A 15,550-nucleotide genomic window follows, 5' to 3' on the forward strand; every position below is an offset into this window, starting at 1 on the left:
CTTGGGGGCGGATGAGGGGTCCACACGGCAAGCCCTCACATAATCTTATCCCGCAACCCCAACCGCAACACCGCGTCCCAGAGCCCTGAACACCGTCGAGACGATGCCGGCGCGGTCGAGGCCGGCGTGGGCGTTCATGGCTTCGGGCTTGGCCTGTTCCATCCAGATGTCGGGCATGACGAGCGAGCGCAGCTTCAGCCCGTTGTCGAGCAGGCCTTCGGTGGCGAGGAAATGCATCACATGGCTGCCGAAACCGCCGATCGAGCCTTCCTCGACGGTGATCACCATCTCGTGGTGGCGGGCAAGCTGGCGGATCAGGTCGTGGTCGAGCGGCTTGGCGAAACGTGCATCGGCGACCGTCGTCGAAAGCCCCGCAGCATCGAGATCCTCGGCGGCCAGCAGACAATCGGCAAGCCGGGTGCCGAAGGAGAGCAGCGCCACCTTGGTGCCTTCCTTGACGATGCGGCCCTTGCCGATCTGCAGGATTTCGCCGCGCGCCGGGATGTCGACGCCGACACCTTCGCCGCGCGGATAGCGGAACGATATCGGCCCGCCATCATAGGCAACAGCCGTGCGCACCATATGCTTGAGTTCGGCCTCGTCGGCCGCTGCCATCACCACGAAGCCAGGCAGGGTGGTGAGGAAGGCGGTGTCGAAGGAGCCGGCATGGGTCGGTCCGTCGGCGCCGACGAAGCCGGCACGGTCGATCGGGAAACGCACCGGCAGTCCCTGGATCGCCACGTCATGCACGACCTGGTCGTAGGCGCGCTGCAGGAAGGTGGAATAGAGGGCGGCGAAGGGCTTGTAGCCTTCCGCCGCAAGGCCGGCGGCGAAAGTGACGGCATGCTGTTCGGCAATACCGACGTCGAAACAGCGCGACGGAAAGGCCTCGGCGAGCTTGTCGAGGCCGGTACCATTAGGCATGGCGGCGGTGATGCCGACGATCTTGTCGTCAAGGGCGGCTTCCTGCACCAGCGCTTCGGCAAAGACGCTGGTATAGCTCGGCGCATTCGGCTTGACCCTTGCCTGGGCGCCGGTGATGACGTCGAACTTGTTGACACCGTGATATTTGTCGGCCGCGGCTTCCGCCGGCGGATAGCCCTTGCCCTTCTGGGTGACGACGTGGATCAGCACTGGCCCACGCCCATTGTCGCGCACATTGCGCAACACAGGCAGCAAGTGGTCGAAGGAATGCCCGTCGATCGGGCCGATATGGTAGAAGCCCATCTCCTCGAACATCGTGCCGCCGGTGACGTAGCCGCGCGCATGCTCGACGGCGCGGGTGATCGCCCGGTCGATGTTCTTGCCGAGATAGGCCGTCAGCTTCTTGCCGAAGTCACGGAAGCCCATATAGGTGCGCCCCGAGGCGAGGCGGGCGAGATAGGCGCTCATTGCGCCCGTCGGCGGGGCGATCGACATGTCGTTGTCGTTGAGGATGACGATGAGGCGGGCATCGAGGGCGCCGGCATTGTTCAGCGCTTCATAGGCCATGCCGGCCGACATTGCCCCGTCGCCGATGACGGCGATGACGCGGCGGTCCGATTTGTCGAGGTCGGCGGCAATCGCCATGCCGAGGCCGGCGGAGATCGAGGTCGAGGAATGCGCGGCGCCGAACGGATCGTATTCGCTCTCCGCCCGGCGGGTGAAGCCGGACAGCCCGTCTTCCTGGCGCAGCGTTCGGATGCGGTCACGCCGGCCGGTGAGAATCTTGTGCGGATAACATTGATGGCCGACATCGAAGATCAGCCGATCATCAGGTGTGTCGAAGACGCTGTGGATGGCGATCGTCAATTCGACGACGCCGAGACCGGCGCCCAGATGGCCGCCGGTGCGCGACACTGCATCGATCATTTCGTCCCGGACTTCGCGGGCAAGCTGCGGCAGGTCGCGATCCTCGAGCTTGCGCAGGTCGGCGGGATAGATGACCTGGTCGAGCAGGGGGGTCTTCGGCAGTTGTGTCACGGGCGGGCGCTCTTTCTTGCTTTTCCTTGTTCCGCTTTATTCGATTAGATTGCGGCAAAACAAGTGCATTTCAGGAACCGAAGCTTTTCACCTTAGAGCATGATGCCGAAAAGTGTGAGCGGTTTTCGGGCAACATCATGCTCCCACTATTAAAGCATGGTGCCGGAAAGTGTGAGCGGTTTTAGGCGGATATCCTGGTCTATTTCGTTCATTTCGTGTCGTTCAGCCTTCCGGCAAAGGCACGAATTCCTCTTCGTCACCGGGAACGATATCGAAGCGGCCGGTGCGCCATTCCTCCTTGGCCTGTTCGATCCGCTCCTTCGAGGAGGACACGAAATTCCACCAGATATAACGTTTCGAATTGAGCGCTGCCCCTCCGATGAGCATCAGGTGACAGCCATCGCGGCCGGCTTCCAGCGTGATCGCATCGCCCGGCCGGAAGACCAGCAGCTGGTCGGCAGCGAAACGGTCGCCTGATATGACGACCTCGCCCGACAGCACATAGACGGCGCGCTCCTCGTGGCCCGCGCCGAAGGGAAATTTGGCGCCCGGCTGCAGGTCGAGATCGACATAGAGCGTATCGGAGAAAACACCGACGGGCGATGTCATGCCTTCGAACGAGCCGATGACCACGCGCCCGCGTACGCCTGCCGTTTCGATCAGCGGCATGGCGGATTTTTCCGTGTGGGCGAAGGAAGGATCGATCTCCTCCTTGTCGTCGGGCAGCGCCAGCCAGGTCTGCAGCCCCGACATCAGCAGCGGATGGCCGCGCAGATTGTCGGGCGTGCGCTCGGAATGCACGATGCCGCGGCCGGCCGTCATCAGGTTGATATCGCCGGGACGGATGACCTTTTCGGTGCCGAGGCTGTCGCGATGGCGGATCTCGCCGTCGAACAGATAGGTGACCGTCGACAGCCCGATATGCGGATGCGGCTTGACGTCGAGCGCCTCGTCCGGCTTGAGGATCGCCGGCCCCATGCGGTCGAAGAAGATGAATGGCCCGACCAGCCGTCGCTGCCGGCTGGGAAGCGCGCGGCGCACCTGAAAACCGCCGATATCGCTGGTGCGCGGGATGATCAGGTTCTCGATCGCGTCGCAGGCGAAGGCATCGCCGGGCAGGGGATCTTTACCGGGAAAGAAGGACATCAGGGATCTCCGATCACTACAGTGCCGCGCGTCTTTCAGACGCGCAAAGGATGCTATAGTTTTGAATTGCTGCATAATTTGTCCTTAAATCGATCCCGATTTAAGGAATGAGGCAGTCGCGCATCGACCAGGGATAGCAATTAGCGCGCCGCACGTCCAACGGGACGTGCCAAGGACGCCCTAACTTTGAAGCGCGCCGCACGGATAGCTCAGATTGCGGTGAAGCCATTATCGACGAAGAGATGGGCGCCGTTGACGAAACTCGACTCATCGCTGGCGAGATAAAGGGCGGCTCGCGCGACATCTTCGGGCTCGCCGATCCGCCCCTGCTGCGCGGCAATGGCGGCATCCGAAACGTCGACGCCGAGCGCCTGCAGATCGGCCACCTCGCGCAGGCCATGCGGCGTGCGGATGAAGCCCGGGCAAACGGCATTGCAGCGGATGTTGCGGTCACGGAATTCCACCGCGATGGCGCGGGCGAACATATGCACGGCACCCTTGGTCGTGTCGTAAAGCACTTCCATCGGCGTGGCGGCGACCGCCGAGATCGACGAGGTGCAGACGATCGACCCGCCGCCGCTGGCAATCATCTTCGGCAGCACGGCCTTGGTCATCAGGAACATCGAGCGCACATTGACGGCGTGCAGCCAGTCCCATTCCTGAAGCGTCGTTTCCAGGAAGGGTTTGATGACGATGGTGCCGGCATGGTTGAAAAGCACGGTCACTGCGCCGTAACGTTCTTCGACACCGGCGACGGCGGCAATGACGGCTGCTTCGTCCGAGACGTCGGCCGTCCAGTATTCGGCCTCGCCGCCGGCATCACGGATGGCTTGGACGGTCTCGGCTGCTGCATCACCATTGCGGTCGATGATCGCAACGCGCGCGCCTTCCGCCGCAAAAAGCTTCGAGGCGGCACCGCCCATGCCGGTCGCGCCGCCTGAGATAATGGCGACCTTGCCCTTCAACCTGCCCGTCATTTCCTTGTCCCCTCATCGTTTTGGATGGGGATCATAGATCGGTCTGAAGCCGATAGCCAAGCGCCTTAAAAAGCGAGTTTGCTGCGCCTCAGGCGCCGTCCAGCGGCTCGACGCCCTGCGGCTTGCCGGCGCGGTCGAGCCTGATCTTCTCGATGCGGTTCTCGGCGGCCGAAAGCAGCGTCTCGCAATGTTTCTTCAGCGCTTCGCCGCGCTCGTAGATCTCGATCGATTCATCCAGCGCCACATCGCCGCGTTCCAGCCGGGCGACGATGCTTTCGAGTTCGGCAACCGCCTTTTCGAAGGAAAGGCCGGACACCTCCGGCTTGGCGCTGTCAGTCATTCTCAACCCTTCATCATTCTCAGAATATGCATGCCCGCCGATTCGGCGAGTCCCTCGAGATCATAACCGCCTTCGAGCAGGCTGACGACCCGGTTCTTCGCGTACCGGTCCGCCAGTTCGAGCACGCGCCCGGTCGCCCAGTCGAAATCCTCGCCGGTCAGGTTGATCTGCGCCAGCGGATCGCGGTGATGTGCGTCGAAGCCGGCGGAGATGATGATGAGATCCGGCCGGAAATCGTCAAGCGCGGGCAGCACGCGTGATTTGAACGCCTCGCGGAAGTGGTCGCTGCCGACATTCGGCGAAAGCGGCGCGTTGACGATGGTGTTGTGCGTACCCTTCTCGTCCTTGGCGCCGGTGCCGGGATAAAGCGGCATCTGATGCGTCGAGCAGAACAGCACCGAGGCATCGTCCCAGAAGATATCCTGCGTGCCGTTGCCGTGATGTACGTCCCAATCGACGATGGCGATGCGCTCGGCGCCATGCGTCTTCTGCGCATGCCGGGCGGCGATTGCCGCATTGTTGAAGAAGCAGAAGCCCATCGCCGTCATCTTCTCGGCATGGTGCCCCGGCGGGCGGGCGGCGACGAAGACATTGTCGGCCCGGCCGGTAAAGACGTCGTCGACCGCCGCCATCGCCCCGCCGATGCCGGTCAGCGCCGCCTGCAAGCTCTTGCTGCTGGCATAGGTATCGGCTTCGATCTGGTTGATCTCACCCTCTTCCTCGGGAATCTCCCGCATGACGGCGATGAGATGTTCTTCGGGATGGGCAAGCAGCACCGCATCCTCATTCGCCTGCGGCGCCTGCCGGCGCTCCAGCCGCTCGAAATTCGGATGTTCCAGCGCGACATTGATGGCGCGGATCCTGTCCGATCGCTCCGGATGGCCGGCGGGCGTCACATGTTCCAGGAAGATCGGGTGTTCATAAAGACGGGTGCTCATGAAGACACTCTATCGGTCGCTTATGTCATGTGCCACAGCAGATGGGGCATCATCGGTCGATTTCAACAAGCGCTCTGCCGCCGTCCAACCGTTCGCCTGTCACAACTGTCTCAGTTACGCCGTTTCCGTCGAACAGCTCCATTGCAACGGAGCCGCGCCTTTCCGGTGCGTGAAGGACACTGTAACACTTTGAACTATTGCGTAATTTTATCCTTAAGCCAGTTCCGATATAAGCTATTATGAAGTAGTGTTGCCATGGGAACTCTGTAAGGCAGATCTGTTGATGAGTCAGTCGAAACGTCCTGATGTGGCGGAAATACGTGTGCCGTTTCGCGATGTCGATATGACCGGCCAGATGTTTCTGGCCTCCTATATTTCCTATGCAGAGTCCGTCCTTGCGAGCTTCTGGTCCTCACGGCCCGATGTCGATGACGAACCGGTCTATAGCCCCAGCAAGGTTTCCTGCATGCTGCACCGTCCGCTGCACTACGATGAGCTGGCAACCTTCACCGCCACCGTCGACAAGATCGGCATGCATTCCATCGGCCTCCTCGTTGCGATCGACACCGGGGAGGAGCGTGCCGCCGAGGTCGAGATCATCTGGCAGGCCCGCACCCGCGAGGACCAGTCGCCCGCCTCGCTGCCGGAGGAAACGCGCGACTGGCTTTATCGGTTTTTGGATTAGGGGCAAAGCAGAGCCGATCGACCAGCCAGAATTGCCACTAGGTGCTTTTGCCTCGGAGGAGTGGCTCGCTGAGTATATTGATCTCGACGCTTGGATAAACGCGCTCTTCCAGCAATTTAAGGGATCCAACCTTCACTCCCGTGGGCAATAAGCCTGCGTCGAAGTTGACTGCTGGTAGCCTGTCCTCTGCAAAAAATCTGAACAGTGTTATGTGCGCTATTCGGGGCGGGGTTGGACGCCACTGTTCGAAGCAGATGGCATGTGAAATGGCCGAACGAAGCCTGCGCAATTCCGCCGGCTCCTCTGCCTTTACGAAGACAGCGGCTTCCGAAGCAGCCACCTCATGAAAATGGAGCTCAAATGGCGGGGTCTCTTCGACCAATCTCTCCACGATTTCCTTCCATCTTTCCCCATTCAGCTTCCAGACCTCGTCGTTTGGAATACTGAATTGGGCCGCGGCGTTGACCAGGGTGACGACCGTCATGTGCAGGCTCTTGGCCGGGACGCGTGAGAGCGGCGCGTCGCTGTCTCGCTCGATCCTGTCCTGCAAGTTGCAGAGCTTTGACAGAGCTTCGCCATCGGGAAAAAACTGCAGGTGAAACGCGCAGCACTGCTTAAACCACAGCGTATCGACCTTCGTGCGGATCACAGCAGCAGGTCCTTCTATCCAACACGGGCACGCCGCGCCGTGAGCGTGCAATTCCCATGTCTTGCTATCACATCACGAAACCGCTCGCCAATGATGGCAGGCGCCTGCCAGGCATTCGCGATGGTGATGGAAGTCTTGGAAACATTCGTTAAGATGGCGGCACCTTATCCGCCATCATGGACAGCAAACCAACGCGATCCGGCTTCGACAGCGTCTTCAGGATTCACCTCGCCCTCACAAGCCCAGGCGACAATTCCATACGGACGGACGAGCAGGGCGGTCAGTCCCAGCCGGTCCTTCACCTCACCCCTGACATATTTGACCCGGTCATCCCAACGGCGCGCGATCGACCGGAGCGGTGCGCGGTCGCCGAAGTCGATCAGCAGACCGGTGCCGTCGGCGAGCAGGGCGGCGAGCCTGGTACCGTCAGTCCACTCGAAGTCGGGGGCGCTGCGGCCGGCCAGTGCGTGGCCGTCGCCGAGATCGTAGCGCATCGACGCATTCCAGACCCGGTCGGCGAAATAGGTGGCCCCGTCGCGGGTGGCGATGAGATCGCGGATGATGGATTCCATCGCCCGGGCGTGGGGGCTTGGCCGCATGATCGAGACCTGCGCCCGCGACCAGGCGAGAATCTGTTCACCGATCGGATGCCGTTCGCTGAAATAGCTGTCGAGCAGTCCGTCCGGCGCTTCACCGCGGACGGTGGCGGCCAGTTTCCATCCAAGGTTCATGGCGTCGCCCAGTCCGAGATTGAGCCCTTGCCCGCCGAGCGGCGAATGAATATGGGCCCCGTCACCGGCAAGCAGCACCCGGCCCTTGCGGTATTCTGTCGCCTGCTGGGCGCGGTCGGTCCAACTCGTGGCGACGTGCAGCGCGGTCAGCGTGACATCGGTCTGCGATATCCGCCGCAGCACCGCTTGCACATGCGCAAGCGTGATCGGTCCGGCGCGGTGAGATGCGCCGCCATCAAACTCCACCATGCCGAAATGGCCGGGCTGCGTCTGGAAATACATGCCGGTCGGCGTCAGCTGCCGGCTGAACTTCAGCTTTTCCGGGTCGGCCAGATCGACCTGCACGGAATAGCCGGGTAAACTCCGGATCGGTTCCGACGAAGGAAAAGCCGCCCAGTTTGCGCACCACGCTGCGGCCACCGTCACAGCCGACCAGCCAACGGCCCTCAAAGCTTTGATCTCCAGCTTGGATCGTGACACCGTCCGCTGATTGTGCGAAGCCTTCGACGCACACACCCCGTCTGATCTCGACGCCGATGGACTGCGCGCGGTCGGCAAGGACGGTCTCGACCCGTTCCATTTCTGCCGCCATATTGCTGTCGGCGGGGCTCGGCAGTCGGTAGGCCCACATCGAGGGATTGATCCTGTCATAATCGAAGGGGATGCCGGCGAAGTGTCCGGCCTGCTTGCGCGGTTTTCCCTCTGGCTTTGCCTGACGCCCGGGCGCTTCAAGGGAATCGAGCAGGCCGCGCCGGTAGAACGCTTCAATCGTCGGCAGCGTCAGGCCGCGCATGCCGAAGGGCAGCTTTTTCAACGGCGAGTGCGGGTTTTCCGCCTGCTCCAGCACCAGCACGGAGACCCTCGCAAGCCTGAGCTCGCAGGCCAGCAACAAGCCGACCGGCCCGGCGCCTGCAATCACGACATCGAAGAGAAAAGACGTTGGGTGGCGATTATTCATGAACGGCTCCTTTGGTCGTTCGACCGGAGCAGTTCGTCGTTCTGACAACCACACGGACGAACGGTGGGCGCTTTCAGCGTCCGACGTTCGTCGCGGGGTCTCATGCCTGGGGCAGGGGACAGAGCTTCCGTTTCCAGAAGGACTTGGGCTTACCAAACCAAGTCTGCCTTTTCCGACACCGGCAGCATATCGGCATGCCGTTTGGTCTGCAACGGCTCCGTGACAAGGCAGAAGCACCATTCCCGGTCGAAGTGCGCGCTTGTTCGAAACCGCCCTTGATGCTAGGAAAATTGCATGGACAACACCGTGATCAGCACTTTCGTGATGATGATGCCGCGCTCATAGCGTGGCGGGTTTTGTGCGTCCAGAATGCACCAGCGACCGCCCTCGAGGCGGTCTTTTCATGGGTCGATCCGTCTCGCGGGCATTAACAGCCTTCGAAAGGAAACGCCGATGAACAAGATCTACATCACCACCTCCATCCCCTATGTGAATGCCGCGCCGCATGTAGGCTTCGCCCTCGAGCTTATCCAGGCCGATGCCTATGCCCGCCATTTCCGCCTTCTCGGCCATGACGTGCGCTTCCAATGCGGAACCGACGACAACAGCCTGAAGAATGTCCGGTCGGCAGAAGCCGCGGGACAGGAGGTGAGGGACTTCGTCAATGCCAACGCCGACAGGTTCGAGCGCCTTGGCGGCCTGCTCGATATATCCAACGAGGAATTCGTCCGCACGTCGCGCGATCCGAGGCATATCGCCTGCGTCCACGCCTTGTGGAGGGCATGCGCTGAAAATGGCGACCTCTATCGCAAGGCCTATGAGGGCCTCTATTGCGTCGGTTGCGAGCAATTCTACGAGCCGTCGGAACTCGATGACGGGCGCTGCCCGGAACACGGCATTGCCCTTGAGACCATCCGTGAGGAGAACTGGTTCTTCCGTCTCTCCCGATATGGCGACCGGCTGCTTGAGCTCGTCGAGACCGGCGAGCTTCGGATCGTTCCCGCCCATCGACGCAACGAGGTCCTTGCCCTGCTGCGGCGCGGCTTGAGCGACATCAGCGTGTCGCGCAGCGCCGAACGGGCGCGCGGCTGGGGTGTTCCCGTCCCCGATGGAGATGAGGTCGTCTACGTCTGGTTCGATGCCCTGGCGAACTATCTCACAGGTCTCAGCCACGGGTCCGACCCAACCCTGCTGCAGCACTATTGGAACGGCGGCCAACGCATCCACGTCGTCGGCAAGGGCATTTCCAAGTTCCACGCCATCTACTGGCCGGCTATCTTGCTGTCCGCAGGCCTGCCGCCACCTTCGTCGATCCTGGTGCATGGCTACGTCACGGTGGACGGCCGGAAGATCGGCAAGTCGGCCGGCAACGGCATCGATCCGGAACGCATCATCCAATCCTACGAAACGCCCGACGCACTGCGATATTACCTGCTCCGGCATATACGCTCGGGTGACGATGGCGATTTCTCAGCCGAGCGTCTGGAAGCCGCCTGGTCGGGAGAGTTGGCAGGGCAGCTCGGAAATCTCGCCAACCGGGTCCTTGCCCTTCTGTCGACCTCGTTCAACGGCATCGTTCCGCCAGTGCCAGACAGCGAGCTTGTGGAGGCTGCTGCCCGCCTTCCGGAGAAGGTGGCTCGAGCCTTCGCTGCCTACGAGCTCCATGTCGGCCTCGCGGATATTTTCGAGTTCATCGGTGCGGCGAACAGGCGGTTTGCACAACGCGCGCCATGGGCCGATGCGAAAGCCCTGCTTGCCGATCTCACGCCGGACGATCGGAAGGCGACCGCGACCCGTCTTGGCACTTCCCTGGCCGAGCAGGTCCACGGCCTTGCGATCATCGCCCGCTGCCTCCTGCCGTTCCTGCCAAGCTCGGCCGCAAAGCTGCATTCCAGGCTCGGAATACCGTCTCCTCGCCTCTATCGGGACCCCTTGATCGTGGCTGGAGTCAAAGCCGCCCCGCAAGCCGTCCTCTTTCCGCAAAGAGCGGCGGCTTGAAGGGGAACCAGCCCGAGATGCTCTGCGCTGCAACTAGCCAGCGCAGAGTTTTGACGTGATCCAGAGTGTCATGAAAGTTTCATATTCAGGCTATTTCCGGGAGCGGGAAAATAATCTACTATTTAAGTCAGGAAACAAGATTTCCTGAAACAAACGAAGGAGACTGATTGGAGACATTTCTTGTGGTGACCGTGCTCGTTGGAGGCTTCGCACTGATCTTTGCGCTGATCGCAAGGGCAGAAAGAGGCGCCACCACCCAGACCACCGCAAACACCAAGCGCAGGTGGGGCAATTCGGAAGGCTCCGGCGATGGAGGTGGAGGCTGGTTCGATGCCTCAGGCGACGGCGGCTGTTGGCGGTGGCGGAGATGGCGGAGGAGGAGACTAAATCAAACTGAAATCGATAGAATGCCCGACCGCCTCAAGGCGGTTTTTTGTTGCCCGGATTCCAGGCGGTACCGAGACGGCCATAGAACGGAACGTCGCCCACGCCGGCGCAGCTGTGCGGTCCGGTTCAATCCAAGGGCATCACAAAGGTGAAGCGTGTCTCGTTGTCACCGGAACTGACCGTGATCGCCCCGCCATGGGCGCGGGCGATTTCCGAAGCGATATACAAACCCAGCCCCAATCCTCTTTGACTTGTGCCGGCTTCGCCTTTGAAGAAAGGCTGGAAAAGCCGTGTCATCGCATCGCTGGAAATAGGAGCGCCGCCGTTGGCGATCCAAAGCTCCAGTCTTCCGTCGACGGTTGCCGCAGATAGCCGCACCGGTTCGTCCGGCGTCCCATGGGTCAGGGCATTTCCCAAGAGATTGGACACCAGCTGGCCAATCCGGCTGCTGTCGCAACTTATAGGGCCGTCTAATTCGATGCTCACTTCAATCCTGCGGTCGAGGTGACTATAGCGGAGTTCTTCGATGACCTGCCGCAGGATCGGCTCGACCTCCTCCGCTCGCCTGTCGAGCACGATGCCGCCACCCAATCGTGCACGCGCGAAGTCGAGGACGTTGTCGATCAGGCCAGACATGCGAACGACGCTGCCCTGCATCAAATCGAGAACTTTAGTCGAGCGATCGGTCTGCTCTTCCTTTCGCAACATACGCCCCGCAGCGGCAATCGAGGCAAGCGGGTTGCGCAGGTCATGCCCAAGGATGGCGATGAACTGCTCCCGCAACTCGGCGGTTTGCTGTTCGAAGTCGAGCTGGGATTTGACGATGGCACCGGCCGTGTCCGCCGCCGCGCGCGCTTCGACCAGTTCCCGTTCATAACGGCGACGCTCGGCAGCCTGGAACATCGTCACACGGGTGAAAAGCAGGGCACCGTCTTCTGCACGTCTTTCCATGGCATTGGCGAGCACAGGCAGTTTTCTACCGTCCGCCGCCATAAGATCGAGGGCAACCTCGTTGAAAAACCCTTGCATGCGCAGCAAAGGCGCAAAATGGGTTTCGTAGAATATACGGCCCGAGGTGTTGAGCAGATCGTGAAGTCGTTTGCCGAGGAGTTGCTCGGCAGGGATGCCGATCCAGGTCGACAGCGTTTTGTTCACCTTGGCGATGCGCCCGTCCGGCTGCAGCGAAAGATAGCCGCATGGCGCGTTTTCGTATAAGTCCTCAAGGTCTTCCGCCGGCATGGAGATCTGCGTGTCGGGACCGCTCATCAGACGAACCGCCGGATTGCAGAGATGACCTCGTCGGGAGCGCTGAGGTTAGGGCAGTGGCCACTTGCGTTCAGCACGACCAATTGGCTATTCGGGACCTGCTGATGGACGTATTCGCCGACCTCTTCGGAGGCGATGATATCATCGCGGCATTGAAGGATCAGCGTTCTGGCGGTGACGCGCGGAAGGTCGCGGCGATTGTCTGACGTGAAGGTCACCCGTGCGAATGCCTTGGCGATCTCAGGATCGGTGCGGCAGAAACTGTTTGTCAGCTCTTCGCTAAGTTCCGGTCGATCCGGATTGCCCATGATGGCGGGCGCCATGGCGGCAGACCACCCCAAGTGATTGTCGTCCAACGATGTCAGGAGTTCGTCTATCTCGGTCGCGCTGAAGCCGCCGATATAGTCATCGTCGTTGGTATAGCGCGGCGACGGCCCGACAAGGATCAGGCTTTCAAACAGGTCCGGTGCCTTAAGCGACGCGATGACGCCAATCATCGCGCTGACGGAGTGCCCGACGAAGACTGTTTGCGTCAGGCCAAGCGCGCGGCAAATTTCCACGAGGTCATCGGCATAACCAGACAATGAAGAATACTTTCCGGCATCATAGGCCGTGAGATCGGATCGACCCGCGCCAACATGATCGAACAGCACTGTCTTGAAGTCGCCTTCAAAAGCCGGAGCCACGAAGCGCCACATATTCTGGTCGCACCCGAATCCATGCGAAAAGATCATCGCACGCTGGCCATCGCCCCGGACTTGAACATGATTTCGATCGATGACGGTCATCTCGTCCTCTTCCCTGCTTTCATAGCATGTTCAGCCTGTTTTGGATTGAGGAAAGATTATCCAGGCGCCAGCCGTTTGCTGCATACCTCAGTCCATCACTTTCCGGAGCTTGAAGAAGAACCGCCGAGGGTCGTCGCGAACGCACATCATTCCGGCAATCTCGTCATCGTCAATCCTCCGGAAGTAGTCCACGATCGGCTGTTTGTCGTAGATCATCGCAGCCGTTTCGATGCCGTCGAAGGCCTGAAGCCGTAACGAAGCGGTCGTGCCTCTCGCTCGAAGCATCTTCTGCAGGTATGAGAACCAGCTGCGCGCGACGAATGTCCGGCCAAAGGGCGCTATCTTGATCGCCAGCCTGATGGGTAAGAAGCTTGGCTCGAGCGCCACGAGCCGGCCCGGTCTCCACGTGAAGAGCAGGGCGTCCGCCCTCATGTCGGAATGGAAGCGCTTGCCAAACCAGTTGAGATTCTCGAGCACGCCGTCCAGTGGATGATCCGATGGAATGCCGACGCCGCTCCAGAGGCCGACCATGTCCTTCGGCTGGACAGGATCCAGCGACCGGAACCAGGCAGCCATCTCCTCCTGCTGGTCGCCTCGCATGATTTCTCCTTCAAGGATGTTCGTTGCGACAAATGAAAAGAAGGTTTGGAAGTTCCCGCATTCATCCGGACCGGAAGCGACTTCTGGTGAAGGGCTCTATGTCTTTAAGCGCAACGGCCCCCGAAGGGGCCGTTGGGGTATTCACCAGACAAGGCCGGTCTATGCGTCAGGCGCGCGACGGCAGCAGGGGATAGCCGACCATGACGGCGCGGCCAAGCAGGGCTGCGACGAAGGCCTTGATCACGTCGCCGGGAATGAAGGCCATCGAGCCGATGAAGGCTTTCTGGAAGCCGAAGCCGGCGACGGTCGCGAGATAGGTGATGCCGAAAGCGTAGAGCACGACGATGCCGCCGGCCATGGCGGTGAGAAAGAAGCTCACCGTCTGCACCAGGCCGGATTGCTGTTCGTTGACCAGCCGTTCGCTGAGATAGCCGGTGACGAAGGCGGCAAAGATCCAGCCGATCAGGAAGCCGGCCGTTGGCGACGCGAAGATGGCAAGCCCGCCGCGGCCGCCGGAAAGCACCGGCAGGCCGATCGCGACCAGAACCAGCACGATCAGCACGGCAATCGCGCCGCGCCGGGCGCCGAGCACGACGCCGGCCATCATGACGCCGAGGGATTGGGCGGTGATCGGCACCGGAATGAAGCCGAGCGAGATCGGCGGCAGCAGGCCAAGCGCCACGATGATCGCGGCAAAGAGGGCGGTAAGAACGAGGTCGCGAGTGCTCATCATGAATTCCGTGTTTATCAATCGTTAACTCACATGCCGCCGAATTCCGCGCGCGTCAATCGCCGCGGCGATATTATCCGCATCCTTAAGGGTCAGGATGATCAGCGGCGCAAGCAGCGTCGTCGGCCGGACCTTCAGCCCGCGTGCCTTATGCGCCTCGCGGATCGCCTGATAACGGCCGACGATCTCCGGCACGAAACGCAGCACCAGCCCCAGCGCCAGGCCGATATCGTCGGCCTGCACCCAGCCGGTGCGTTCGAGCGGGCGGGCAAGCGCCGTCACCTCGTCGATGAACTCGGTGATCGACGTCGTCGCCGTCACGGTGGCGGCAAGCAGCATCAACGCCGTCAGCCGCAGCAGGGGCACGAGCGCCTGCTGCCAGGGATTGAAGAAGAGGTTGAAAAGCGCCACGACCGCGATCGTCAGGAAGACCGGCCGCAACCGCCTGAGCCCATCGGCAAACGGCAGGCCGATCATCCGGTAGAGAACCGCCGTCAGCAGCACGGCGATCGAAAGCAGCAGGATGTTGCCGCTGATGAACAGCACGACGCCGAAGACCGTCAGCGACAACAGCTTTACCCGCGGCGAAAGCCGGTGCATCACGCTGTTGCCTTCGACATAGAGCGATTGCATCAGGCGGCGATCTCCTTGTAGCGGGCGATCGCTTCGCCAGCCGGCGCATCGGCGGCAAGCCGCCCTTCATGAAACAGCAGCACCCGCTCGAAACCGGCGATCAGCTCCAGATCATGCGTGATGATGATGGCGCTTTCCGGGAGCCCGGCGATAATCCCTTCGACCAACGCCCGGTTCTTGAGGTCGAGCTGGTTGGTCGGTTCATCGAGGATGAGAATGCCCGGTCCCGTCGCCAGCACCGAGCAGAGGGCCGCCACCTGCAGCTCGCCGCCGGAAAGCTCATGCGCGCGGCGATCGGCCAGCGCCTCAGCGCCGAAGCGGGCCAGCACGCCCTCGACCTTCGCCTCGATTTCCGCCTTGGTTAAGCCGCGCCGCTTCAGCCCGAAGGCGATGTCGTCTTTGACGATCGGCAGGATGATCTGGTTCTGCGGCGACTGGAAGATGAAACCGACATCGGCCACAGCAGCCTTCTCATCGCTCGTGTCGCGGCCGTTGACGGTGACGCGGCCGACCGATGGCTTGGTCAATCCGTTGATCAGCCGCGCGAAAGTGGTCTTGCCCGAACCGTTCAGCCCGATGACGCCGATGCGTTTTCCACTGATGCCAAGCGTCAGCGGCTGCAGCGCCACCCGTGCCCCGAAACTGACCCCGGCGCCTTCGAAACGAATATCCAAACCCATCCCTCGCATCCTCGCGATCCCGCTTCTATACGGGGAATCTCGGGTGATGAAAGAGTAAATCTCCTTGTCGATATCGGGTGGC

General features: G+C 61.4%; 14 protein-coding genes and 1 pseudogene. 2 read left to right on the forward strand and 13 right to left on the reverse strand.

Annotation, left to right across the window (positions count from 1 at the left end):
* Positions 1-45: 45 nt before the first annotated feature.
* The 5 genes from dxs to AC1D2N_RS08600 all read right to left on the reverse strand — a co-directional run bounded on the left by dxs (position 46) and on the right by AC1D2N_RS08600 (position 5,363).
* The gene (gene dxs / locus AC1D2N_RS08580) at positions 46-1,962 is read right to left on the reverse strand and encodes a 1-deoxy-D-xylulose-5-phosphate synthase (RefSeq protein WP_130651827.1); all 1,917 of its coding nucleotides are present in this window, start codon (positions 1,960-1,962) and stop codon (positions 46-48) included.
* 222 nt (positions 1,963-2,184) lie between these two features.
* A complete protein-coding gene (locus AC1D2N_RS08585) occupies positions 2,185-3,108 on the reverse strand; it encodes a pirin family protein (protein ID WP_130651828.1) in 924 nt (307 codons plus the stop codon).
* Positions 3,109-3,317: 209 nt separating this feature from the next.
* Positions 3,318-4,085, reverse strand: a complete 768-nt coding sequence (locus AC1D2N_RS08590) for an SDR family NAD(P)-dependent oxidoreductase (protein WP_130651829.1) — start codon at positions 4,083-4,085, stop codon at positions 3,318-3,320.
* An 88-nt stretch (positions 4,086-4,173) separates the two neighbouring features.
* Positions 4,174-4,425 carry an exodeoxyribonuclease VII small subunit gene (locus tag AC1D2N_RS08595; protein ID WP_003545921.1) on the reverse strand — a complete coding sequence of 84 codons (252 nt, stop codon included), beginning with the start codon at positions 4,423-4,425 and terminating at the stop codon, positions 4,174-4,176.
* A gap of 2 nt (positions 4,426-4,427) precedes the next feature.
* Complete coding sequence (locus tag AC1D2N_RS08600; protein ID WP_033181432.1) at positions 4,428-5,363, reverse strand: histone deacetylase family protein; 936 nt, start codon at positions 5,361-5,363, stop codon at positions 4,428-4,430.
* A gap of 283 nt (positions 5,364-5,646) precedes the next feature.
* Here AC1D2N_RS08600 and AC1D2N_RS08605 point away from each other — a divergent pair, with 283 nt between their 5' ends.
* Entirely contained in the window at positions 5,647-6,048 is a 402-nt protein-coding gene (locus tag AC1D2N_RS08605) for an acyl-CoA thioesterase (RefSeq protein WP_018245058.1), read from the forward strand.
* A gap of 37 nt (positions 6,049-6,085) precedes the next feature.
* Here AC1D2N_RS08605 and AC1D2N_RS08610 read toward each other — a convergent pair whose 3' ends face one another.
* Together AC1D2N_RS08610 and AC1D2N_RS08615 are read right to left on the reverse strand one after the other, a co-directional pair.
* Positions 6,086-6,697 carry a 2'-5' RNA ligase family protein gene (locus AC1D2N_RS08610; protein ID WP_130651830.1) on the reverse strand — a complete coding sequence of 204 codons (612 nt, stop codon included), beginning with the start codon at positions 6,695-6,697 and terminating at the stop codon, positions 6,086-6,088.
* A gap of 164 nt (positions 6,698-6,861) precedes the next feature.
* Positions 6,862-8,386: pseudogene (locus tag AC1D2N_RS08615) on the reverse strand (FAD-dependent monooxygenase).
* Between the two features lie 453 nt (positions 8,387-8,839).
* Here AC1D2N_RS08615 and AC1D2N_RS08620 point away from each other — a divergent pair.
* Positions 8,840-10,384: a methionine--tRNA ligase gene (locus AC1D2N_RS08620; protein WP_130651831.1), complete on the forward strand. Its 1,545-nt coding sequence runs from the start codon at positions 8,840-8,842 to the stop codon at positions 10,382-10,384.
* Between the two features lie 513 nt (positions 10,385-10,897).
* On the opposite strand, the gene AC1D2N_RS08625 is transcribed toward AC1D2N_RS08620, so the two are convergent.
* From AC1D2N_RS08625 to AC1D2N_RS08650, 6 genes are all read right to left on the reverse strand, one after another.
* Positions 10,898-12,037 (reverse strand): PAS domain-containing sensor histidine kinase, encoded by a 1,140-nt coding sequence (locus AC1D2N_RS08625; protein ID WP_130651833.1) that lies wholly within the window; start codon positions 12,035-12,037, stop codon positions 10,898-10,900.
* Entirely contained in the window at positions 12,037-12,825 is a 789-nt protein-coding gene (locus AC1D2N_RS08630; RefSeq protein ID WP_047622012.1) for an alpha/beta fold hydrolase, read from the reverse strand. Before AC1D2N_RS08630 ends, AC1D2N_RS08625 begins: the two co-directional genes overlap by 1 nt.
* Before the next feature lie 87 nt (positions 12,826-12,912).
* Complete coding sequence (locus AC1D2N_RS08635; RefSeq protein ID WP_026231124.1) at positions 12,913-13,425, reverse strand: GXWXG domain-containing protein; 513 nt, start codon at positions 13,423-13,425, stop codon at positions 12,913-12,915.
* 166 nt (positions 13,426-13,591) lie between these two features.
* Positions 13,592-14,155 (reverse strand): biotin transporter BioY, encoded by a 564-nt coding sequence (locus AC1D2N_RS08640; RefSeq protein WP_028734878.1) that lies wholly within the window; start codon positions 14,153-14,155, stop codon positions 13,592-13,594.
* A gap of 24 nt (positions 14,156-14,179) precedes the next feature.
* The gene (locus tag AC1D2N_RS08645; RefSeq protein ID WP_113541729.1) at positions 14,180-14,788 is read right to left on the reverse strand and encodes an energy-coupling factor transporter transmembrane component T family protein; all 609 of its coding nucleotides are present in this window, start codon (positions 14,786-14,788) and stop codon (positions 14,180-14,182) included.
* Positions 14,788-15,462: an energy-coupling factor ABC transporter ATP-binding protein gene (locus AC1D2N_RS08650; protein WP_113541772.1), complete on the reverse strand. Its 675-nt coding sequence runs from the start codon at positions 15,460-15,462 to the stop codon at positions 14,788-14,790. Before AC1D2N_RS08650 ends, AC1D2N_RS08645 begins: the two co-directional genes overlap by 1 nt.
* Between the last annotated feature and the right edge of the window lie 88 nt (positions 15,463-15,550).

Source organism: Rhizobium sp. P1_B8, from assembly GCF_056406515.1.

Coding starts and splice junctions, on each gene's coding strand:
- AC1D2N_RS08585 (WP_130651828.1), bottom strand. CDS start 3,108: ATGTCCTTCTTTCCCGGTAAAGATCCCCTGCCCGGCGATGCCTTCGCC.
- AC1D2N_RS08590 (WP_130651829.1), bottom strand. CDS start 4,085: ATGACGGGCAGGTTGAAGGGCAAGGTCGCCATTATCTCAGGCGGCGCG.
- AC1D2N_RS08595 (WP_003545921.1), bottom strand. CDS start 4,425: ATGACTGACAGCGCCAAGCCGGAGGTGTCCGGCCTTTCCTTCGAAAAG.
- AC1D2N_RS08600 (WP_033181432.1), bottom strand. CDS start 5,363: ATGAGCACCCGTCTTTATGAACACCCGATCTTCCTGGAACATGTGACG.
- AC1D2N_RS08605 (WP_018245058.1), top strand. CDS start 5,647: ATGAGTCAGTCGAAACGTCCTGATGTGGCGGAAATACGTGTGCCGTTT.
- AC1D2N_RS08620 (WP_130651831.1), top strand. CDS start 8,840: ATGAACAAGATCTACATCACCACCTCCATCCCCTATGTGAATGCCGCG.
- AC1D2N_RS08625 (WP_130651833.1), bottom strand. CDS start 12,037: ATGAGCGGTCCCGACACGCAGATCTCCATGCCGGCGGAAGACCTTGAG.
- AC1D2N_RS08630 (WP_047622012.1), bottom strand. CDS start 12,825: ATGACCGTCATCGATCGAAATCATGTTCAAGTCCGGGGCGATGGCCAG.
- AC1D2N_RS08635 (WP_026231124.1), bottom strand. CDS start 13,425: ATGCGAGGCGACCAGCAGGAGGAGATGGCTGCCTGGTTCCGGTCGCTG.
- AC1D2N_RS08640 (WP_028734878.1), bottom strand. CDS start 14,155: ATGAGCACTCGCGACCTCGTTCTTACCGCCCTCTTTGCCGCGATCATC.
- AC1D2N_RS08645 (WP_113541729.1), bottom strand. CDS start 14,788: ATGCAATCGCTCTATGTCGAAGGCAACAGCGTGATGCACCGGCTTTCG.